The 21679-nt window shown below is 60.8% G+C and carries 19 protein-coding genes; 8 read left to right on the forward strand and 11 right to left on the reverse strand.

Features of this window, described 5'->3' with window-relative positions; translation table 11 throughout:
- Window positions 1–67: 67 nt before the first annotated feature.
- The 6 genes from AC6I1V_RS07855 to AC6I1V_RS07880 all read right to left on the reverse strand — a co-directional run bounded on the left by AC6I1V_RS07855 (window position 68) and on the right by AC6I1V_RS07880 (window position 5748).
- Window positions 68–397: a CGGC domain-containing protein gene (locus tag AC6I1V_RS07855; protein ID WP_486849899.1), complete on the reverse strand. Its 330-nt coding sequence runs from the start codon at window positions 395–397 to the stop codon at window positions 68–70.
- Between the two features lie 552 nt (window positions 398–949).
- Window positions 950–1690 carry a DUF3426 domain-containing protein gene (locus tag AC6I1V_RS07860; protein WP_302552445.1) on the reverse strand — a complete coding sequence of 247 codons (741 nt, stop codon included), beginning with the start codon at window positions 1688–1690 and terminating at the stop codon, window positions 950–952.
- A 17-nt stretch (window positions 1691–1707) separates the two neighbouring features.
- Window positions 1708–2238, reverse strand: coding sequence for a hypoxanthine phosphoribosyltransferase (gene hpt, locus AC6I1V_RS07865; protein ID WP_308770835.1), 531 nt, complete (start codon window positions 2236–2238; stop codon window positions 1708–1710).
- Window positions 2239–2277: 39 nt separating this feature from the next.
- Window positions 2278–2736 (reverse strand): N-acetyltransferase, encoded by a 459-nt coding sequence (locus AC6I1V_RS07870; protein ID WP_302552447.1) that lies wholly within the window; start codon window positions 2734–2736, stop codon window positions 2278–2280.
- A gap of 102 nt (window positions 2737–2838) precedes the next feature.
- Window positions 2839–3315: a TlpA family protein disulfide reductase gene (locus AC6I1V_RS07875; RefSeq protein WP_486853773.1), complete on the reverse strand. Its 477-nt coding sequence runs from the start codon at window positions 3313–3315 to the stop codon at window positions 2839–2841.
- A 15-nt stretch (window positions 3316–3330) separates the two neighbouring features.
- Entirely contained in the window at window positions 3331–5748 is a 2418-nt protein-coding gene (locus tag AC6I1V_RS07880; RefSeq protein WP_486853772.1) for a homocysteine S-methyltransferase family protein, read from the reverse strand.
- A gap of 306 nt (window positions 5749–6054) precedes the next feature.
- Between AC6I1V_RS07880 and AC6I1V_RS07885 the strand changes: the two genes are divergently transcribed.
- From AC6I1V_RS07885 to AC6I1V_RS07900, 4 genes are all read left to right on the forward strand, one after another.
- Window positions 6055–7260 carry a sigma-70 family RNA polymerase sigma factor gene (locus AC6I1V_RS07885; protein ID WP_302552450.1) on the forward strand — a complete coding sequence of 402 codons (1206 nt, stop codon included), beginning with the start codon at window positions 6055–6057 and terminating at the stop codon, window positions 7258–7260.
- 104 nt (window positions 7261–7364) lie between these two features.
- Window positions 7365–9134: a tetratricopeptide repeat protein gene (locus AC6I1V_RS07890; protein ID WP_337430502.1), complete on the forward strand. Its 1770-nt coding sequence runs from the start codon at window positions 7365–7367 to the stop codon at window positions 9132–9134.
- The gene (locus AC6I1V_RS07895; protein ID WP_486853771.1) at window positions 9131–9937 is read left to right on the forward strand and encodes a hypothetical protein; all 807 of its coding nucleotides are present in this window, start codon (window positions 9131–9133) and stop codon (window positions 9935–9937) included. Before AC6I1V_RS07890 ends, AC6I1V_RS07895 begins: the two co-directional genes overlap by 4 nt.
- Complete coding sequence (locus AC6I1V_RS07900; protein WP_302552453.1) at window positions 9937–10260, forward strand: hypothetical protein; 324 nt, start codon at window positions 9937–9939, stop codon at window positions 10258–10260. Before AC6I1V_RS07895 ends, AC6I1V_RS07900 begins: the two co-directional genes overlap by 1 nt.
- A gap of 147 nt (window positions 10261–10407) precedes the next feature.
- Here the strand turns inward: AC6I1V_RS07900 and AC6I1V_RS07905 are convergent, their stop codons facing one another.
- Complete coding sequence (locus AC6I1V_RS07905; RefSeq protein WP_486853770.1) at window positions 10408–10776, reverse strand: hypothetical protein; 369 nt, start codon at window positions 10774–10776, stop codon at window positions 10408–10410.
- A 291-nt stretch (window positions 10777–11067) separates the two neighbouring features.
- Here AC6I1V_RS07905 and rpiB point away from each other — a divergent pair, with 291 nt between their 5' ends.
- The 3 genes from rpiB (at window position 11068) to AC6I1V_RS07920 (ending at window position 14709) form a co-directional block, all read left to right on the forward strand.
- A complete protein-coding gene (gene rpiB, locus AC6I1V_RS07910; protein WP_486853769.1) occupies window positions 11068–11526 on the forward strand; it encodes a ribose 5-phosphate isomerase B in 459 nt (152 codons plus the stop codon).
- 286 nt (window positions 11527–11812) lie between these two features.
- Window positions 11813–13270 (forward strand): cysteine--tRNA ligase, encoded by a 1458-nt coding sequence (cysS, locus tag AC6I1V_RS07915; protein WP_486853768.1) that lies wholly within the window; start codon window positions 11813–11815, stop codon window positions 13268–13270.
- Entirely contained in the window at window positions 13255–14709 is a 1455-nt protein-coding gene (locus AC6I1V_RS07920; protein WP_486853767.1) for a beta-barrel assembly-enhancing protease, read from the forward strand. Before cysS ends, AC6I1V_RS07920 begins: the two co-directional genes overlap by 16 nt.
- Before the next feature lie 1458 nt (window positions 14710–16167).
- Here AC6I1V_RS07920 and AC6I1V_RS07925 read toward each other — a convergent pair.
- Window positions 16168–17829 carry a helix-turn-helix transcriptional regulator gene (locus tag AC6I1V_RS07925; protein ID WP_486855018.1) on the reverse strand — a complete coding sequence of 554 codons (1662 nt, stop codon included), beginning with the start codon at window positions 17827–17829 and terminating at the stop codon, window positions 16168–16170.
- A 338-nt stretch (window positions 17830–18167) separates the two neighbouring features.
- Here AC6I1V_RS07925 and AC6I1V_RS07930 point away from each other — a divergent pair, with 338 nt between their 5' ends.
- Window positions 18168–18686, forward strand: coding sequence for a hypothetical protein (locus tag AC6I1V_RS07930; RefSeq protein WP_302552459.1), 519 nt, complete (start codon window positions 18168–18170; stop codon window positions 18684–18686).
- Between the two features lie 34 nt (window positions 18687–18720).
- Here AC6I1V_RS07930 and AC6I1V_RS07935 read toward each other — a convergent pair whose 3' ends face one another.
- From AC6I1V_RS07935 to AC6I1V_RS07945, 3 genes are all read right to left on the reverse strand, one after another.
- The gene (locus AC6I1V_RS07935; protein ID WP_497736957.1) at window positions 18721–19668 is read right to left on the reverse strand and encodes a M48 family metallopeptidase; all 948 of its coding nucleotides are present in this window, start codon (window positions 19666–19668) and stop codon (window positions 18721–18723) included.
- A 50-nt stretch (window positions 19669–19718) separates the two neighbouring features.
- Entirely contained in the window at window positions 19719–19979 is a 261-nt protein-coding gene (locus AC6I1V_RS07940) for a hypothetical protein (RefSeq protein ID WP_486854825.1), read from the reverse strand.
- 235 nt (window positions 19980–20214) lie between these two features.
- The gene (locus AC6I1V_RS07945; protein WP_486854824.1) at window positions 20215–21519 is read right to left on the reverse strand and encodes a chloride channel protein; all 1305 of its coding nucleotides are present in this window, start codon (window positions 21517–21519) and stop codon (window positions 20215–20217) included.
- Between the last annotated feature and the right edge of the window lie 160 nt (window positions 21520–21679).

Genomic DNA, 21679 nt, shown 5'->3' on the forward strand with positions numbered 1-21679 from the left:
CTTTTGTCTGGAGGAGAGCCGGATGTCCGGGCTTGGCGGCGCCCCCCCTGAGTGGTGCCTTTACGCCTTAGTGGGTATATTCGAGCAGCGGGATGTCGCCAATCTTCGCGCGGATAGCCTGCATCATCTGCTCACGGTTGGGACAGGGGAAGCCGATGGGCGTTCCTTTGCCGATACAAGAGGCGAGCGCAACGGCCTCCGCCCCGCGATCCACCAGCATCTTGGCGCGGGCTACGGCGCGCTTGCCGGGACAGCCTCCGCAGCTCACGAAGCCGACGATCTGGCATTCCCCGAACCCTTCAAAGCTTCCCTTGCCTTTGGCCGCCGTGACGAAATCCGTCGTGCCGGGGCATAAATCCTCAGTTTGCTGGCAGCGGATAATGCCGACCTTTTTCATATTGATTCCTCCCATTTTCTTTACTGAAACACGTCTACCCCTCCCGTCCGAAAAGGGGGATGAAGGAAGGCCCTGCCATAGCATACGGCTGTTTCATCTCCACAGCACGGTGAAAATACGGCCTTCTTCTCCAGCTTTCCCCTTGGCGGAATCCAAGGCTAAGGCATTTTGTCGGTTAATCCTTTGGAACTTCAGGGAAAAAAGCATCAACCATTTTCTATGGCACAGCCTGAAAAAACAATACCGGCTTTAACCAGCCCACACAACGGCGGGAACAAAGGAAGACATTCATGCTTCCAATGAAGCATATATCCAATTATATGAAACTTAAAATGAATTTTTCAAAAACCATCGAAAAGGTGAACGTCCCGACAAAAGAGCGGGATTCCCATCCATGACGAGAATCCCGCTCCATAACGTCTTTCCCCCGCTCCCCTGTGTCAGCACTCCCCCATTACAAAAGTCTTAGGAGGGAGAGGGGTGGGGTTTGGGGAGGGGAGAGGGAACCCTTCTCCAGAAGGGTTCCCTCTCCCCTCCCCAATCTTCATCCCCCTACTTCTTCTCTTTCTCAGGGGGAATGCGCGCGTCGATGACCTTGACGCCGAACTCGGCGGCGTTGTCCGGCGGGCTGTAAAAAACGACCATGAAGGGAACCTCTCCACCAGGGAGGACATTGGTATTGGTCGCCATGATGTCGATCTTGTTGGCAAGGGCCTGCTCGATGTCCTGCTCGCCGAGAACCTGCAACTGGAACAGCGACAGGGACGTGCCCGCAAGCTGCTGTTTGGAAACCAGCGCGTTGCCCGCGGAATCGTACAGCGCCGCTTCGATGCGGATCAGCTCGCGCGGCTGATTGAAGCCGTTCACGACCTTCCCTTCAACCACCGAAATGTTGCCGAGCTTTTCGTTGCTGATGTTGTACTGCCGCACGCCGCGCAGGGCGATGTTCTTGACCAGCTCCACCGGGTCCTGCTTCTTGGGCGGCGCGATCATCTCCTTCACGGTATCGAAGAGCGGCGTGTAGGTCCAAGCCCACCACGTGCCTCCGGCAACCGCGCAGAGGAGCAGCAGCGTCAGCACCCAGCCCCATGCCCCGCCCTTCTTCTTGGGCGGCATGGAAAGGGACGGGGAAGAAAGGCTCAAGTCCGGCTCCATACGGATTTCCGCGGGCTTCACGCCGTCGGAAAGCTGGAACACGTGCTTGCACACCGAACAGCGCAATTTGGCCCCAGGAGCGGCCTGCGTTTCGGGCAGATTGAATTTGGTACTGCAATTAGGGCATGTAACAATCATAGGGACTCCGCCATTCGTCATTCTTCTATTTCAGCCTCATAGATCGCCGGGAGTTCCCGATAACCCTCAGCGTAGTCCAGACCATACCCCACGACGAACCCGCTAGGCAAGGCAAACCCGACGAAGTGAGAAGTGACGGGCACCTCCCGCCGCTCGTTCTTGTCGAGCAGGACCGCAAGCCGCAGGCTCCGCGCGCCGCGCGCCTGAAACTGGCGGAACAGGAAATCCATGCTGTGCCCGGTGTCCACGATGTCCTCGACGATGAGCACATGCTTGCCCTCAAGCGGGATTTCCACATCCTTGGTGAACGTGATCGCCTTGGAACGCTGCGCCGCGCTGCCGTAGCTGGCGAGGCGCACGAAATCGATTTCCGGCTTGCAGGTGAGATGCCGGACGAGATCGGAAAAAAACAGGAACGCACCCTTGAGCACGCACACGACGACCAAAGGCTCATCTTTATAAAGCGCGCTGATCTCTTCGGCCATTTCCTTGACGCGCGTCTGGATGGCTTCTTCGCTGATCAGAGGCTTGAGATTCGTAATACGCATGAAGGCTCCTTCGGGGACGGCCACGTCCCGCAAGGCGGGTTAGATTTCCAGCAGGACAGCCGTTTCGTCGCAGTCCGGGAATTTGGGGCAATGCACACAGTCCACCCAGACCTTCTGGGGCAGCACTTCCTTTTCCACAACGGAAAAGCCGAGCGCATTGAAGAAAGGCAGTTGATAGGTCAGGGCAAACAGGCGATGGATGTCCAGCCCGCGGGCTTCGGCGACGCAGGCCTCCACGATCAGCCGCCCGCATCCCTTCCGGCGCGCATGGGCGGCCACGGCCAGCGAGCGCACTTCGGCCATGTTCTCCCAAATGATGGACAAGGCCCCACAGCCGACGGTGGCCCCGTCGCCCTCCACAACGAAAAAGTCGCGCAGATGGCCGTACAGATCGGTCAGGGAACGCGGCAACAACAGGCCGTCGGCGGAACTCGTCATCAAAAGGGCGTGGATGGCCCGGATATCGCCCATGCGGGCCTTGCGAACGCTCAGGTTCATCGACTTCCTCCCCCCGTGGGGCAGCCGCGGTTGATCCGGCCCTCCAAGCGGGCCGGGAAAACGGCGTCCGGGAAACGGCGGGTTCCCCGGACGCATGCCAAATCAGTTGAGAAGGCCGTTGAACGCTTCCTCAAGTTCTTCCTTGCCGACCATGCCGGGGCCTCCGGCGACCAGCTTGCCGGCCTTGTCGTACAGCAGGTTGAACGGAATGGACGAGATCCCGAACAGGGCGGGAACGTCGGGCTCCGCGAGGTAAACCGGGTAGTTGAAGTTCATGGCCTCGGCGAATGATTCCAACTTCCCGCGATCGCTGTCAAGCGAAATGCCCACGATGGCCACCTTGTCGGCGGGGTAGGCTTTGCGTATGTTGAGCAGTTCGGGGATCTCCTCCCGGCAGGGCGGGCACCATGTGGCAAAGAAGTTGATGAAGACGAGCTTGCCCTTGTTGGCTTTCACGATATCGAGAACCCCCTCGCCGGAAATGCCGGGGACGGCATCGGCCTTCTGAGGGGCGGCGAACGCGGGCAGGGCCAGCACGAGGCAGGCCAGCAGGGCGATCAGGCAGGAAAGGCGGCGCATGGCTGTTCCTTTGGGTTACTGGTTCTTGCGGGCCGCGATGAGGCTCTTGGCGAGCCGCACGGCGTCCACGGCATCGGACGAATAGTTGGCCCCGATGCTTTCCGCGAATGCCGGGGTCACGACCGCGCCCCCGACCATCACGTCGACACCGAGGCCGCGCTGCTTCACGAGATCGACCGTGTCCCGCATACGGACCATCGTGGTGGTCATCAGCGCGGAAAGCCCGATGAGATCGGCCTTGTGCGCGACGGCGGCCTCGACGATGGCTTCGGCCTTCACGTCCTTGCCCAGATCCACGACCTTGAAGCCGTGGTTGCCGAGCATGAGGCTGACGATGTTCTTGCCGATGTCGTGGATATCGCCCTCAACGGTGGCGACGACGATGGTTTTCTGGGCCTCGGCATCGGCTTCGCGTTCCAAAAGCGGCTTCAGGCGGGCGAAAGCCGTCTGCATGGTTTCGGCGGAGCGCAGGAGCTGGGGCAGGAAGTATTCGCGGCGCTCGTATTTCGAGCCCACTTCGGTGATCGCGGGGATGAGCCGCCCGCGCACGAGCTCAAAGGGATCGGCCCCGGCTTCCAGTTCCTTTTCCACAAGCCCGACCACGCTTTCGCGGTCGCCGAGGATCACGGCCTCCTCCACGGTCTGCGCCGCGGCGCGGGCAAACGCGGCGGCGTCCGCCGTCCCGCCGTTGCCCGGAGTCCATGTGGCGTAGCCGTTCACGAATGCGGCGGCATCCCGGTCATGGCCCATGAGTACGTCCCCGGCGGCCTTGGCTTCACGCAGGCGGCCGCTTGAGGGGTTGGCGATGCAGGAGCTGAGCCCCGCGCCCATCGCCATGCTGAGGAAGGTGGTGTTCACGAGTTCGCGGGCGGGCAGGCCGAAGGAAATGTTGGACAGGCCGATGGTGGTCGCAAGGCCGTGCGCGGCGCACCAGCGGATCGTCTCAAGGCCCTCGCGGGCCGCCTCCGCCTTGGAAGCCACGGCCAGCGCCAGCACGTCCACGAGCACGAGGCGGCGCGGGATGCCGAGCATGGCGGCCTTGTCGAGCATGTCCTCGATGATGGCGATGCGGTCCGCCGCCTTCACCGGCAGCTTGCGGCCCTGAATGGGCAGCAGGATGAACGGCGCGCCCCACTGCCTGCACAGCGGGCCAAGATGTTCCATGCGGTCGGCTTCGCCGCTGATGGAGTTCACCAGCGGGGAACCGGGGCAGAACGGCAGGGCCGCGGCAATGGCCTCCGCGTGCGAGGAGTCGAGGGAAAGCGGTTCGGCGTATTTTCCGGTGAGGCGCTGGACAAGTTCGGGCAGGAGCAGCGCCTCGTCCACCATGGGCGCGCCCACGTTCACGTCGAGGATCGGCGCGCCGAGGGCCACCTGCTCGGAGGCGAACCGCATGGCGAGGCCGTATTCCCCGGCCTGCAATTCCGCTTGCAGATCTTTCTTGCCCGTGGGATTGATGCGTTCGCCGATGATCTTGAACGGCTCGGCGGGGCTGATGCGCACCAGCCGGGTGCGGGTGGTCAGCACGATGCCGGAAGGCGTCACCGAGGGGGTGGGGCGGGGGCCGACGGCATCGACGGCCCGGCGCAGGGCCGCGATGTGATCCGGGGTCGTGCCGCAGCAGCCGCCCACAAGCCGCGCGCCCATGCCGACGAAGGCCGCCGTCTTTTCGGCAAAGGGTTCGGGCGGCAGGCGGAACACGGTCTTGCCGTCCACCAGTTCGGGCAGGCCCGCGTTGGGCTCGGCCAGCACCGGCACGGACGAACAGGCGAGGAAACGCTCCATGAGCGGGGCCATCTGTTCGGGCCCAAGGCCGCAGTTCAGGCCGAGCGCGTCCACGCCGAGGTTCTGCATGGTTTCGGCGAAAATTTCCGGGGTCGTCCCGGTAAGGCTCGTCCCCTGCTCGAAGGTCATGGAAACCATGATCGGCAGGTCGCTTTCGGCACGGATGGCGGCCACGGCGATGCGCACTTCCGCCAGATCGAACTGCGTTTCGATGAGGAACAGATCAACGCCGCCTTCCACAAGGCCGCGCGCCTGTTCGCGCAGGGCTTCGTAGAGCTCCAGCGGGTGCAGATCCCCAAGCGGGCGCACGAACTGCCCGCACGGCCCCATGTCGCCGGCGACGAAGGCTTCCCGACCGGCGGCGTCCACGGCGGCGCGGGCGATCCGGGCCATCGTGCGGTTGAACGGCGTCACGTCGATGCCCGCCGGAAGCTTGAGGCGCGAACCGCCGAAGGTGCACGTCAGGATGATGTCCGCACCCGCGGCAAGGTAGTCGGCGTGGATCCCACGGAGCACGTCCGGCCGATCAAGGCAGAACTGTTCCGGGTGTTCCCCGGCGGGCAGGCCCCTTGCCTGCAACATGGTCCCCATGCCCCCGTCGAGCAGCAGGGTGCGCCCGGAAGCGAGTGCGCTACGAAAATCCGCCACGCGGTTCTCCTTTATGGTTTCCTGCCCCTTCACAGGCGGGCAGGTCTTGAATGGCTCGTGAACAGGAGCCCGCACCAAACGGCACGGGCTCTCCCCTTGGGTTTCTGTCTACTGAAAATCGTTGAAAAGGACAAACCAAAACTATAGCATCTGATTGAGGAGCCGCCCCGTACGGGCCCTCCTCCACATGATTTTTTTCGTAACACCATGAGGCGCGTCCGCGCGGAGCGTCCCGCCCGGCGCCGGAGCCCGGACCACCGCCCTCAACTCTGATAAAGATTTATGGCAAAAGGACGTACAAATCATATGAGCCGTCGCATTTCCACCAAGGCCGCCAAGGGCGGCCAAACGACCGGGGAGCCCGCCGCCGACGCGATCGCGCCCCCGGCCCCTTCCGCAGTGGCGGCTGAAGAGCACCATACCGCTGTGGAGCCCGAAATCATCGAACCGGAGATCCTCCCCAAACAGGTTCCCGGAAAAACAGCCGCGCTCAAGGCCGTCAAGCCCGTGGACGCAGCCGACGCCGAGGACGACGAAGACATCGGAGACGAGCTGCCCGAAGACGACGTGACCGCGCTCGACCCCGACGCCGACATCCTGCCCGAAGGCGATACCCTGCCCGTGCCGTCGCAGCAGCACCTGCCTTCCCTGTCGTCCAGCAAGGACTCGCTGCACCTCTACCTGCGCGAAGTGAGCCGCTTCCCCATGCTCAAGCCGGATGAGGAATTTGATCTGGCCCGCCGCGTGCAGAAGACCGGCGACAGCGACGCGGCCTTCCGTCTGGTGTCCTCGCACCTGCGGCTGGTGGTCAAAATCGCCATGGACTTCCAGCGCCGCTGGATGCAGAACGTGCTCGACCTCATCCAGGAGGGCAACGTCGGCCTCATGCGGGCCGTCAACAAGTTCGACCCGGACAAGGGGATCAAGTTCTCCTATTACGCGGCGTTCTGGATCCGCGCCTACATCCTCAAGTTCATCATGGACAACTGGAGGATGGTCAAGATCGGCACGACGCAGGCCCAGCGCAAGCTGTTCTACAACCTGAACCGCGAACGCCAGAAGCTCATTGCCGAAGGCTTCGACCCCGACGCGGCGGTTCTCGCCGAGCGCCTCGGCGTGGGCGAGGATCAGATCGTGGAGATGCAGCAGCGGCTGGACGCCTCCGATATGTCCCTCGACGCCACTGTCGGCGACGATTCCGGCAGCGCCACGCGCATGGACTTCCTGCCCGCGCTCGGCCCCGGCATTGAGGAAAGCCTCGCGGGTATGGAAATCGCCAAATTGCTCCAAAGCAAGATCCGCGACATCCTGCCCTCGCTTTCCGAAAAGGAGGCCTATATCCTTGAGCACCGCCTCCTGACCGACGATCCGGTCACGCTGCGGGAAATCGGGGAACGCTACAACGTCACCCGCGAACGGGTGCGCCAGCTTGAGGCCCGCCTGCTCCAAAAGCTGAAGACCCATCTCTCCGCCGATATTCAGGACTTCTCCGAAGACTGGATCTCGCACTAAGAAGGGAAACGGCGTTTCGGATACGCAATCTCCGGTTGTTGTTCGTTCCCGTTTAGGGTATTCGTCATCCCCTGTTATCGTGTTTCAACCCCCAGAGTCTGCTCATGAGCTTCCGCATTCGCCTCACTCATCCCGCGGCCCCGTTTGCGGCTGCGCCATCCCACGCCCGCCGGGGAAGTTCCCGCTGCGGCGCGGGGCTTGTCCGCAATCTGCTGCGCGGGATGGCCTGCGCCGTGCTGGCCGTGCAGATGCTCACCGGGTGCGCCCGCAGCACGCCGCAGGAGCCCGTGCAATGGGATCTCTCGCCTGAGGCCCAGCGCACCTACGCGACCCTCCTGCTCGACCAGTCCATTCGCAATGACGACAAGGAAGGCGTCCTTGAGGCCGTAAAGCTCCTCCTGACGCTGGAAAACAGGCCGCAGCCCTTCATCGACGCGGCGGCCTGGCTCATGCTCAACCGGGAAACCAGCGAGGCCCGCAGCCTGCTCGAACAGGCCGTCAGGCGCGTGCCCGGCGATCTCGGCCTGCACCTCCTGCTTGCCGAGACGTGGCTTGAGCAGGGCGACAACGAGCAGGCCCTCAAGGTTTTGAAAGACTACCGCAGGCAGCGCCCGGACTCCGAGCTCGTGCAGCAGGAGCTCGGCATCCTCTACGTCAAAACCGGGCATTTCAAGGAAGCCGACAAGGTGTTCTCAGCCCTGCCGCAGCGCCTGCGGACGTCTTTCGTCCGGTATGCCCATGCGCAGGCCCTCGTGGCCCTCAAGCAGCCGCTCAGGGCCATCCGGCAGCTCCGGCTCGCCGTGCAGGAAAGCCCGGAATTCGTTGACGCATGGTTCGAGCTGGCCCGCCTGCTGGAAGCGGACAAGCAGTACTCCGAGGCGAACGAAATCTATAACAGCCTCATCGAGCAGGACCCGGACAACCCGGACATCTGGATCAGGATGGTCGAAGGGCAGATCCGTTCCGGAAACGGGCAGAAAGCCTTGGACTACGCCCTGAACGGCCCCGCCACCTACGGCTACAAGCTCACGGCGGCGACGCTTTTTCTGGATGCGAGGATGTACCCGGAGGCGGAAGCCCTGCTCGACGGCCTCAAGGACGATCCCAACGCGCCGGACGAGGTGCACTTCTACCTCGCCGCCATCGCCTACGAATACCACAAGGACGTGCAGGAAACCCTGAACTACCTTGAATCCATTCCCCCGGAAAACCGTTTTTACGACCGGGCGCTGCGCCTGCGCATCCAACTGCTGCACGATCAGCAGCGTTACGAAGACGCCATGCAGCTCATCCTTCAGGGCCAGAGCCAGTTCCCCACGGAACGGGATTTCCGGCTCATGGAGATCCATCTGTACCTGTTGCAGGATCGCTATAAGGAAGCCTTGGCCGCGGCTACGGCGGCGCAGCAGATCTGGCCTTCGGACGACGAAATCGCCTATGTCTACGGCAGCGTTCTGGATTCCCTCGGCCGCAAGCGCGAGGCCTTTGCCGTGATGGAATCCATCATCGCCCGCAATCCTGAAGACTATCAGGCCCTGAATTATGTAGGCTATTCGCTGGCCGAACAAGGCAAGGATCTGGATCGCGCGGTCCTGCTGCTCGAAGCGGCGCTCAAACAGGCCCCTGATCATGCGTACATTTTGGATTCCCTCGCATGGGCGCACTTCCGCCGGGGCGAAAACGCCGAGGCATGGGCGCTCGTCCGCCGGGCGACAAGCCTCCCCGACGGCGGCGATCCCACCATATGGGAACACTACGGCGACATCGCCAAGGCACAAGGCCTCAAAAACGAAGCGCGCACAGGATGGGAACGGGCCCTCGAATTGGATCACCCCAACCCTGAAACCATACGCAATAAGCTGAATTCGCTATGAACATCCGCCTTTCCGTTCCTTTCCGCCTGATGCTCGCGGCCCTGTTCGCCCTGTCGCTTCAGGCCTGCGCCACGCGCGGCCCGGAGATCGGGACGTCCGCGCCTTCGGACGCCTCCAGCGCCGCATGGCAAGCCTACCAAAGCTATGCTTCCGCCCGCGCCTCGGATCACGGGCCGTACCGCTTGGGCGGCAGCCTCCGCTACGGCTCGCAGGGCGACACCCGCCGGGTGGAAACCCTGCTCTGGAGCAACGGCTACCTGCCCATACGCCTCGACGTCATGGCCGGGATCGGCGCGCTGGTGGCCCGCATCCAGGAAACGCAGGACAGCTTTACGGCCTACGCCCCCAACGAAAACAAGGCCATCGTCCATAAGGGCCCGCAGCGGGTGCAGCTCAATTTCGGCAGGCCCGTGCCCTTCTCCCTGCGCGACTTCTCCTCGCTCATGCGTGGCCGTTTCCACGAAGTCTTCGGTGCGGCCGAGGGGCTCCATCCCCGCGCCCTGCCCAACGGGGACATCGCCTTTACGCTCTCCGGCGGCATCCTGCCGGGGATGCTGGAGCTGCGGCCCGACGGCCTGCCCGTCCGCTGGTCGGCGGAAAAGGGTTGGATCATGGATATTGCCTATGACGACGGCAACCCGCCCCTGCCCTACAAGTTTAAGCTGACGCATCCCGACGGCTATTCGGCCATCCTGCTGGTCAAGAACCGCCAGACGCCGGATGCGGCATTCCGGGACGACCAGCTTGCGCTGGAGCTTCCCGCGGGTACCATCATCGAACCCATTAAGAGGGGAGACAACTGATGGACGTCCAAACGTCTCTGAACCGCATCGAAGAACTCTTTCGGATCATGTATCTGGGCCTGTGGGTGCTGTGGGCCGAAGCGCGCTGGATCGCCGGGCCGGATATCGGCTACCAGCGCCGCCTGACGCTCATGCGCCGCCGTCAGGAGGCCATTCAGGGTGAACTGGCGCGCATGGCGACCCTCGCCGATCCCCGGCGCGAACAGCTTGCGGGCGACCTTGCCTTGCTTGAAGGCGACATCGCCCGTCTCGAAAAAGGCCGGGAAGCCCACCGCGCCGAGTACCTCGCCCCGCTCCGCGCCCGGTTCGGCTGGCTGCTTTAGGGCAATGGGCGGCCAACGGGCCCAACGCTCTGAGGGGGGATTTTGAAAGGCCGTGTCATGGCATATGGTTATTTCATCTCTTCAGCGGGGAGGAAAAACAGCCTTTTTATCCAATGTTCCCATTGGCGGAACCAGAGCTGAGGCGTTTTATTGGTTGTTCCTTTGGAACTTCAAAAAAGGCTGTGTTATAGAAAATGGCTGATGCTTTTTTCCTTGAAATTCCAAAGGGATAATCGGAAAAATGCCTTGGCAGTGGAGCCCGCCAAGGGGAAAACCGAAGAAAAAGGCCGTATTTTCACCGCACTGTGGAGATGAAACAACCACAAACCATAACAGAGCCTCAAAAAAAGCATCGACCGTTTCCCATGGCGCAGCCTTCCGAAAAAAGGTTCCCCTCCAAACCCTCCGGCGCGGATCCCATCCACCCCTTAGCCTTTCTTCATCGGATGGACGTTCCGGCGGGCATTTCCTTTTTTTCCGGGAAACGATACAGAAGAAGCCGGTAATGGCGGGCAAGCACCCGCCGCCCGCCTGTTGACACTTTGCCATGCACGCTTATGAAAAAGACAGGCATGTCCTTTTTGGTGGTTCTGCCATAGGAAGCGGCTGATGCCTGATTTCTTGAAATTCCAAATGAATACTCATAAAAGCCCCCAAGCATGGAGCCCACCGGCAGAAAAACGAAAAAAAGCTGTATTTTTCACATGCTGTAGGAATAAAACAACCATATACCATGGCACAGCCTTTTTTACTGGAACCGTCCCCAGCGGGGGAGCTTTTTTCACATCAAAAAAAGACAGGAAAACGATGGCTACCGTCTATATCGGATCCGATCACGCCGGACTGGAACTCAAGGCCGCGCTGGTAAAGCGCCTTTCCGAAAAAGGGCATGACGTCCACGACCTCGGCCCCGCCACTGCGGAAAGCTGCGACTATCCCGTCTATGCCAAGGGCGTATGCGGCAAAGTCCTCGCCGACGCGGGCAGCGCCGCGCCCGGCGACGAACCGGCCTCTTTCGGGATCCTCGTATGCGGCACGGGCATCGGCATGAGCATGGCCGCCAACCACATCCCCGGCATCCGCGCGGCGCTGTGCGGCTGTGAATTTCAGGCCCGCGCCACCCGCCAGCACAACAACGCCAACGTGCTGTGCCTCGGCGAGCGCGTAACCGGGCAGGGCGTGGCCCTCGACATCGCGGAACTGTTCCTGAACACCGCTTTTGAAGGCGGCCGCCACCTCCGCCGCATCAACCAGATCGAAGGATAAGGGCCGGGCCCGTCCCCAAAACGGTTCTCGGCCGCGGACGGCCTCCCCAATACGCCCGCCCCATACGGCAGGCGGCGGATTTCTGTTTGCTTCCGGGCCCGCACGTAACGGCACGCGAAGGCCAAGCAAGGGCCTGCCGGCGGCGTCAGCTTCCGGTTCCGTGCGTAAAGGGATTCCCGCCGTGCGCCTCCCCATCAGCCAAAGTTTTTGCGGGTGGGGCCGGGAAAGGTGCTTTTTGCCGAAAGCGCCCCCCGGTTCCCCCTTCCCCGCGCCTAAAGGAGCCCCCATGCAGTTCTACAATACCATGTCCCGAAAAAAGGAAACCTTCACGCCCATCCGCAAGGGGCTGGTGGGCGTCTACGCCTGCGGCATCACGGCCTACGCGCTGTCGCATATCGGACATGCCCGTTCCGCGGTGGCGTTCGACATCCTCGTGCGCCTGCTCCGCTATAAAGGCTATGAAGTCACCTTCGTCCGCAACTTTACCGACGTGGACGACAAGATCATCAAGCGCGCCAACGACGAAGGCGTTTCCAGCACCGAAATCGCGGAAACCTACATCAAGGCCTACCATGAAGACATGGACCGCCTCAACGTGATCCGCGCCGACATCGAGCCCAAGGCCACGGAGCACATTCAGGAAATGCTCAGCCTCACCGAGCGCCTCATCGCCGACGGCAAAGCCTACGCCACGCCTTCCGGCGACGTGTATTTCCGCGTGCGCTCCTTCCCCGGCTACGGCAAACTGTCGGGCCGCACGCCCGACGACCTGCGTTCCGGCGCGCGCGTCGTGCCCGGCGACGAAAAGGAAGATCCGCTGGACTTCGCCCTTTGGAAAAGCGCCAAGCCCGGCGAACCCTACTGGGAAAGCCCGTGGGGCAAGGGACGCCCCGGCTGGCACATCGAATGCTCCGCCATGAGCGAGAAGTACATCCCCCTGCCGCTGGACATCCACGGCGGCGGGCTTGACCTCATCTTCCCCCACCACGAGAACGAAATCGCCCAGACCGAGGCCGCGCTCGGCAAGCCCCTCGCTAACATCTGGATGCACAACGGCTTCGTGCAGGTCGATTCCGAAAAAATGTCCAAGTCGCTCGGCAACTTCAAGACCATCCGCGACATCCTCGAAACCTACCTTGCCGAAACCCTGCGCTACTTCCTCGCCGGGAAGCACTACCGCAGCCCCATCGACTTCTCGCTCGACAACATGGACGAGAGCGAACGCAGCCAGAAGCGCGTCTATGAATGCCTGCGCGAAGTGGACAAGGCTCTGGCCCGCGAAAACTGGAAGCCCGGCGCGGCTCCCGCCGAGCTTGTGGAAGAGTTGAAACAGCAGGATCAGGCCTTCATGGACGCGCTGGAAGACGACGTGAACACCGCCGCCGCCATGGGGCACCTCTTCAACATGATCCGCATCGCCGGGCGCGTGCTCGAAGACAAGAAGCTCCGCAACAACGAGGGAGGCCGCGACATCCTCAAGGCATTCCGTGACGCCACCGCGAAATGGGATACCCTGCTCGGCCTGTTCGCGCAAAAGCCGGAAGACTTCCTCGCCTCCCTGCGTGAAATCCGCGCCCGCCGCAAGGGATTGGACATGAACAAGGTGGCCGAACTCCTCCACGAACGGCAGGAAGCCCGCGCCGCCAAGGACTTCGCCCGTTCCGACGCGGCCCGCGACGAGCTCGCGGCCCTCGGCGTGGAAGTCCGGGACACCCCCGAAGGCCCTGTATGGGATATCATCTGAACGCACGCTACGGTGCGGCCGGGAACGCCCCCGGCTGCCTCTGGCGCGGCCTCGTCGCCGTGATCCTTTCATTCGCCCTGTTTTTTCAGGGCGCGATCCCGGCGCAGGCCGCGCTTTTCGGCAGTTTCGGCGTCAAGGACGAAAAGGAGCTCGGACGCAAGTTCGACGTGCTCGTCCGCTCCCGCATGCCGCTTGTGGAAGACCCTGAAATCAAGGGCTACATCCAGTCCATCGTAGACCGCCTCTCCAAGGCCTTCCCTCCGCAGCCCTTCCCCTTCACCGCCAACGTGCTGCTGCACAACAGCATGAACGCCTTCGCCGTGCCGGGCGGTTCCGTCTTCGTCCACACCGGGCTCATCATGCAGCTTGACCATGAATCCGAACTCGCGGGCGTGCTCAGCCACGAGCTGGCCCACGTCACCCAGCGCCACATCGCCACCCGTATGGAACGGGCGCAGGCCGTCACCATCGGCAGCCTCGTCGGCGCGCTGGCGGCGGCCCTCCTCGGCGGCGGACAAGGCAGCGGGGCCATCTTCGCGGGCAGCGTAGCCGCAGGGCAGGCCGCCATGCTCAACTACAGCCGCATGGACGAAACCGAAGCCGACCAGATCGGCCTGCAATACCTCACCTCGGCGGGGTACCGCCCGCAGGGGCTGAAAGGCGCGTTTGAGAAAATCCGCCGCAAGCAGTGGACGTCGGGCATCGACATCCCCGAATACCTGTCCACCCACCCCGACGTGGGGGGCCGCATCAACGAAATCCACGCCCGCATCCAGGGGCTTTCCGCCGCCGTGCGCAACCGCAAGGAAGACGACGCGCGCTTCAACCGCGTCAAGACGCTGATCTGGGCCCGTTACGGCGATCCCGACGCGGCGGCCCGGTTCTTTGCCAAGCAGCTTGAAGGCAAAAAGCCCGACTGCCTCGCCTACATGGGGCAAGGCATCCTCGCCGAGCGCCGCAACCAGATCAAAGATGCTGACGCGGCCTTTTCCAAGGCGCTCTCCTGCGCGCCCAACGATGCCCTCGTAGCGCGTGAGGCCGGGCGGTTCTATTACAACAAGGGCGACGCGCGGGCCGGGAAAACGCTGCTCCGGGCGCTGGGGCTGGATCCCAACGACATCATGGCCCAGTTCTTCTACGCCCGGCTGCTGGACGGCAGCGGCGACAAGGCTTCCGCCCACAAGTATTACCGGCAAGTGCTCCGCAGGCTCCCGCAAGACGCGGAAGTGCATTATTATTACGGGCGTTCTCTCGGCGAGGCCGGGAAGGTGTTCGACGCCTACCTGCATCTCGCCTACAGCGCCCTGTATCAGAACGACAAGCGCAAGACCGAGAGCTGGCTCAAGCAGGCCCGCCCCCTTGCCCGCACGCCCGCCGAACAGGATCAGCTCAAGCGCTTTGAAGCCGCCTATGCCGAACGGCAAGAGGTGTGGAAGTAGTAAGATGCTTGGGGAGGGGGAGGGGAACCCTTCTGGAGAAGGTTTCCCCTCCCCCTCCCCAAACCCCACCCTCTCTCCTCCCAAGACTTTCGACCGGTGGGGAGGCCGCGCGGAAGGAGTCCGTCCCGGCGGAAACCGTCGCGGAATCCCCTTCCTATATGGGGGATGGTTTGTCGTGGCCGCATCCATGCCCTTAAACGGGGTTGGAGCCCTTCTTCCCGTATGGAAGAGGGTGGTGGGTGAGGTTGGGGATGTCCTTGCCGTGTTGAAGCCCCTTTTCATATGTGGGAATTGCATTACGCCTGCCGAGTGGGAAAGAAGCTCAAGCCTTTCCAACATGGGAGATGGTTTTCTATTCCATCACCTTTCAGGTGTTGCGCAAAAGTAAGCGCCAGCCCCATCTGGGCTGGCCACGCTGTTCCATGCCTTGCATCTGCCCTCCCGGTATGGGGGACGGCCTGACTCGACTCCCTGCATGAAAAATTCACCGCCTAGATTACGTTGTTATTTTGCATATAACTATTTAATTATGGCTGTGTTATAGAAAATGGTTGATACTTTTTTCCTTGAAGTTCCACAGGGATAACCGACAAAATGCCTTAGCCCTGTATTCCGCCAAGAGGAAAAACGGAAAAAAAGGCTGTATTTTCACAGCACTGTGGAAATGAAACAACCACAAACTATAACAGAGCCTTAATTATTTTAGGCTCTGTCATAGCACATGGTTGTTTTGTCTCGACAATATACTGAAAAATATATGCTTTTTCTCCAATTTTCCGCTGGCGGGCTCCATGACCGGGGGATTTTATTGGTTATCCCTTTTGAATTTCAAGAGATAAAGCATCAACCGTTTTCTATGACACAGCCTTATTTTATAGCTTGAAAAATAGTTTGATAATTTCAATAGATTATATAATTAACAACATGACCTAGCCTTCGCATGGGAAGAGGCCAAGTCAGCCTCGCTGCCATAGCGAATGGGGAGCCTAGCCTTTCCCGTATGGAGAAAGGGTTGCTGTGGGCATAGGCCATCTTCTTCATGCCCGGTTTATTTCCCCTATAAGGAGGGGCCTAGGTTGTATTGTTAGTTATATATAATATGTTGAAATTATTATACATTTATATATAAAAATATTTTAACAATTTCAAATGGTTAAATCTCAAACGACGACACAGCCTAATGTGGCAGGGCTTTGGTAATCCGGCAGGTCATTGGCTGGCATGAGTTAGCCTGCCGCTCTCGGTATGGAGAAAGGATTCTTGTCGACAAGAACGGTTCCGCAACCGGGCAATCCCGATTGCGGAACCGTTTTCGTCTTTTCTGTGATGGTGTTGGGAAAGGGCGGAAACGGAAGGCGTCCCGCAGGCCGGCAGCCACGGGGCCGTTTCCAGTTCCGGCATTGATGACGGAAAAGGCTTCCGTGGGAGCCAAAGGCACGCCTTCGGTGGGCGGAGCGCCTACGGCGCGTTGAAGTCCCGCAGGTTCGAGCGCCCCTGAATGCCGAGCTTCCGGTAAATGCGGCGCAGGTGGACACGCAGCGTCGTCTCGGTGATGTTGAGCTTTGCGCTGATTTCCAGATTTTTCATGCCGGTCTGCACCAGTTCGGCGACTTCGCGTTCGCGGGGCGTCAGTTGTTCAAACGGATCTTCCTGAATGGCCGGTACAAACGCCTCTTCCAGCGACCGCCTCGGCGCCGTGACCATCAGGTGCTGCAACGGGCGCCGGATCAGATACACGAAGAACAGGCCGAGAATGGCCCCAATGGTCAGCAAATGCATGAACAGCACATGCGAACTGAGGGAGCTGTTGTGGATATTGTCCACAAACTTCCACAGCAGATATCCGCCCATGGAACCAAACAGCGTCAGCAGGAAAAGCGCCTTGGACAACGTGCGGAACAGGAAACCGCTCCGCTGGAAAAACTGGTGCAGGACAAACAAGCCGAACGCGGCGCAGCAGCCGGAAGAGAGCTGCATGATATAAAAGGCTACGGAATTCAACGGCGGGGAAGGGAAAACCGCTGTCAGCAGTGAGCCGCACCCGAACAGCGACAGGCCAAGCATGGGAACCAGCAGCGAGTGGCTTGGGAAGAAGGCGATCAGCGACGACGCGAGAAAAGCCCCTGAAATTTCTCCCGACATGATGAGAAAGGCATGCCGCTCCAACGGGGGATCGGGCATCAGATTGAAAGACACCATCGGGCAGCCGATTGAGAAATCAAGCAGTATCTGAACGCCATACATAATGGGGAATACGCACAAAACCAAATAGACGCTTCCCTGCTTGGAGAGGATGTCCAGATACGAAAACCGGCGCAGCAGCAGCCCGCGCAGCAAGACGCCCTTTACCCGAGGGCTGAACAGATGTTGGCGGTGGTGACGCCGGACACGCCTCCTGATGTCGTCCGAAGGCGGCATAGCAAAGAATATCAACGGGATCGAAAGAAGGGGAAACAGCATCCTGAAATGGGCCAGCGACTCTGTCGGCGCCGCATCCAAAAGCAGGGAAATAGCGATGCTGAACGTGATTGCCAAGCCGTAGGAGATGCAGCTCCAGACGCCGGGCAGCAGGGTCAGGAGCACAAACCAAAGCAGGCCGAACAAAGCCGAAACAGTCCCAAGCAGCCACGGCATGAGCCCTTTCAGGCAAGGCGGCAGGAAAAACGTCAAGAGAAGCAGGAGCAGGATGGCGGAGATTTGGGCGAGGATGAGGGGTGTGCTTAAATAAATGCGCTCCCTTATGGCCGAAGGGAACAGTGCGCTGTCGGCGTTCGGAAGAGGTTTCCGGCGGAAGGCCACGCGATCCAGCGGGAATGCAAGAAAGAGGCGCTCCATGACGGGGCAAAGCGCAAGCAGCATAATCATCTTAAAGAAAATGCTTCCCGACAGCGTGCCGAAAAAGCCGAACGGCGTCGGCATGCTCACCGCCTCGAAGTAATCCCGGAGCCACAACCTGTGCATTGATGGAAGCCAGTCCCACCCTGCGGACATAGCGAAACCAAGCGCCGCCGTAAAAGCTTGAACGCAGCTCATGACCTGTTTCTCCCCGGAAGGAGCGGCAGACGGCGGATAGGTTATGATTTCATCAAACTCGGAAACATTGCGTTCCTGATGTCTCATGTCAATATCCATCTTTGGTGTAGAGGGTCCCCCGAGCGTGGTCTTCCCACACTCCCCTCATGGCCCGGCGCTGTCCTACGCCAAAGCCCATCCTGCGTGTTGCCCCTCCGGCATCCAGCCGATTACGGAAACAGCACCCATTCCGTATGTCCCGGAAGGTGTTCCCGAATTGTGTCCCTATGCGAATGTGCCCAGAAAAGCACATGCGCTGATAAAGATCAACAGTAAAACTATATCTAATATGCTATTTCACAATTTTCCCCTCTTCAAGTAATGGACGCCTGCCGGGGATTCTGCAACAAAGAGCCGATCGATCCTAATAGCCGCCGAGGAAAACCGTGCCTTCCAACATGCCCGCCGAACCCAATTCCCTTCTGCCGCAGCTTGGCCCTTCCGGGCCTGAAGGGCTCCGGCGCTGTGCCAGAAACGTCCGCACACGCTGGAAAATCCTGCTCCCGCTCTCTGTGTGTTTCCTGTTCGCCGGGCTTGCCGGGCTTTTTTTCAAGCCGGATCGGAGGCCCGATCTTCCTTTGCTCCAGAAGCGCTTTGAACTGCTCATGACATGGACGCTTCCCGAAATCCATTGCGACGACATGCACCTTTCCGGGCTGCGCAAACAGGGGAAGGAATGGCTTGCGACCTATCGCTTCGTGGTCTACGCCACACAAGGCTCAGAGGCCTCTCCCGTCATCAGGGCCCGCCTCAAGCGGCGTTTCCCCGAGTGCGGCGAGCTGCTTTTCCAGACCGGAAAAGCCTGTACGGTGGAAGAACGTGTCCGTTTCATCCCCGTCCAGCAATATGGCCTTGTCCCGGAAAAGGTCGTCCTCGATCACCCTGAGCTTCTTTCCCAGATGTAGCCGCCCAAGGCGGCTTTCCGGGGATGCGGCGGCATCAGTTGAGCACGAGCGGCGACCAAGCTTCAAGCTCCCTCTGGACAGCCTTCCAGTTGGGCAGCAGCCGCTCAAGGACGGCGTAATACCGCTGACTGTGATTATGTTCCTGCAAGTGCGCTATTTCATGGAGTAAAACGTAATCGAAGCACTGCGGGGGCGCTTTGATGAGATGCGTATTGAGCGTAATCACCCCGCTTCCCGTGCAGCTTCCCCAACGACGCCGCATCGTGCGCACGCGCCATGTGGGAACCGTCGCGAGCCAAGGGATACGGGGACATAACTCTGCTAACCTATACGCTATATGCTTTTGTATTTGAGCCTTATACCACAAGAGAAGCTGTTTGTGTACCGTCTCGGGATCGTCCGAATCCACTCTTAGGTGAATAAGTTGTGATCTTCCAGTAACAACGGACTCCCCAACTTTTTCATCGGAGGGCAAAAATTTTTTTCCTGCGCCGCATATAACGAGCTGAAGCCGACAGTAGGCCCCTAAAAAAAGATGCTCCTCGCCGTCTGTGTAATGTAACGGAACCGGCTGCGGATAACTCTGTATTTCACGTAAACGATCTAAAATCCACCCCCCTCGTGACTGAATGGCGGTGAAAGCCGCCCTCCGGGGCAAGCGTGGGGGAAGGACGACTTCCACCTTCCCCGCGCGGGTCACCCGGATAAGCGTGCGCTTGCGACGGGCCGATCCCCGGCGGATGGTAAAAGCGATGGATTGCCCGTTCCAGGAAAGGTGTTCGATACCTTCCTCACGGCCTTCGGGTGGTTTATGGGCAAAGCAAGAGAACCGCACGGAACACTCCTTGAAAGCAGGGAAAGGGCGCCATAAGAGGAATAACGGGGCCCTGTCATAGTTATATGGTTGTTTCATCTCCACAGGACGGTGAAAATACGGCCTTTTTCTCCTGTTTTCCCCTTGGCGGAATCCACGGCAAGGCATTTTGCCGGTTATTCCTTTGGAACTTCAAGGAAAAAAGCATCAACCATTTTCTATGGCGCAGCCAATAACGGAAAGAACGGGGCAGGCCCCTTATAGCCGGATACGTTCGCGGAGAAAGCCGCCCTCCGGGGCAGGCGTGGGGGAAGGACGACTTCCACCTTCCCCGTGCGGGTCACCCGGATGAGCGTGCGCTTGCGACGGGCCGATCCCCGGCGGATGGTGAAAGCGATGGGCTGCCCGTTCCAGGAAAGGTGTTCGATACCCTCCTCAGGGCCTTCGGCTGGTTTATGGGCAAAGCAAGAGAACCGCACGGAACACTCCTTGAAAGCAGGGAAAGGGCGCCATAAGCGGAATAACGGGGCCCTGTCATAGTATGTGGTTGTTTCATCTCCACAGTGCGGTGAAAATACGGCCTTTTCCTTCAGTTTTCCCCCTGGCGGAATCCACGGCAAGGCATTTTGCCGGCTATTCCTTTGGAACTTCAAGGAAAAAAGCATCAACCATTTTCTATGGCGCAGCCATAACGCAAAGAACGGGGCAGGCCCCTTATAGCCGGATACGTTCCTTGAGGGAATCATAAACAGGGGGGCAGCGCAGGAGGCTGGCGACCTTACAGGCGATCAGCCCCGCGAGCAGGCTGCCCGGAAGGCAGGTGTACGTACCCGACATCTCCGTGACGAGGACAACGCCCGTCAGCGGCGCGCGTACCGTTGCCGCGAAATAGCTCACCATGCCGAACAGCACATACGGCTGCGCCGAACCGGACGCCAGCCCATGCGCCGCCAATGCCGAGACGGGCAGATCCGCCCAGAGCCTCCCCCACAGCGCGCCGAGGCACAGGATAGGCATAAGGAGGCCGCCCGGAATGGCCGCGACGGTGCTGTATTGGGCGAACAGGTACTTGAACGCCAGCAAAAGGAGAAGCGTCTTCAGGGCCACATCGTGCTCGCCCACGAAGATGATCAGGCCCTCCCCCCCGCCGATCAGCAGGGGTGCGAACAGCGCGAGGCATCCGGCAAGCAGCAGCGGCGGCAAGGCCCTCCAGCGATCCGGGATCAACGTCTGCCCGTCCTCCCTGTCGTGGAGCCACAGGAGGGTCTTGTTGTACCCTACCCCAAGCACCCCGAATACCGCGCCCTCCAGCGCCACGATCCAGAAGGAGGACAGCGGAGGGGCCTCGAACCCGGCAAAAGGAAGGATGCGCCCCATGCCGAACACGATGCGGATCATGAGATGCGCGCCAAGGGCCGCCGCGCACGCCGCCACCAGCAGCGAAGCATCCCGCCGGGACTTCATTTCCTCAAAGGCGAACAGCACCCCAGCGGCGGGCGCGCCAAAGGCGGCGGCAAGGCCCGCCACGGCCCCGGCCACGACATAAGGGCTCCCGGTCAGGGCGTGCGGGGCCGAGGGCCTCCAAAGCGCATGGAACCCCGCGCCCACGGCCCCGCCCATTTGAATGCTCGGCCCTTCCCGGCCAAGGGCAAGCCCGCCGAACAACGCCAGCCAGCTCCCCAAAAATTTTGCAGACAGCACGCGCCACCATGTGAAGGAAAGACGCCCGGCCAAAGCCAGCTCCGTCTGCGGAATGCCCGAACCGCTGATGAGCGGCTCCTCCCTGACGATACGCCGGAGGATCACGGCCAGCGCAGCCAGCACGCCGAACCAGATCGGTATTGTCCACCACACCTCACGCCAACCTTCCAGCCAAAGCGCCACACGCGCCGCGGCCCGATCGTGGGACAAACGGAGAAGGCCGACCACGCACCCGGCGCAAAGCCCAACCGCCAACCCGCGCATGGCCAGCATGGGCAGGACGGACTTTGCGGATGCGGAATAAATCGGATTGGACATGGAACCTGCTCCTTGTTCACGCCCCCCACACAGGAGGAACGGCAAAGCATGACATCGACGCCGCGCATGCAGATCCACGTCCCCCCGCACACGGGAGGAGCAACCTTGCATCGCCCCAACGCCTCTTTCCGCGCCATCACGCCCCCCGCACGCCGGAGGA

The sequence above is a fragment of the Bilophila sp. T19-St14 genome, assembly GCF_059728385.1.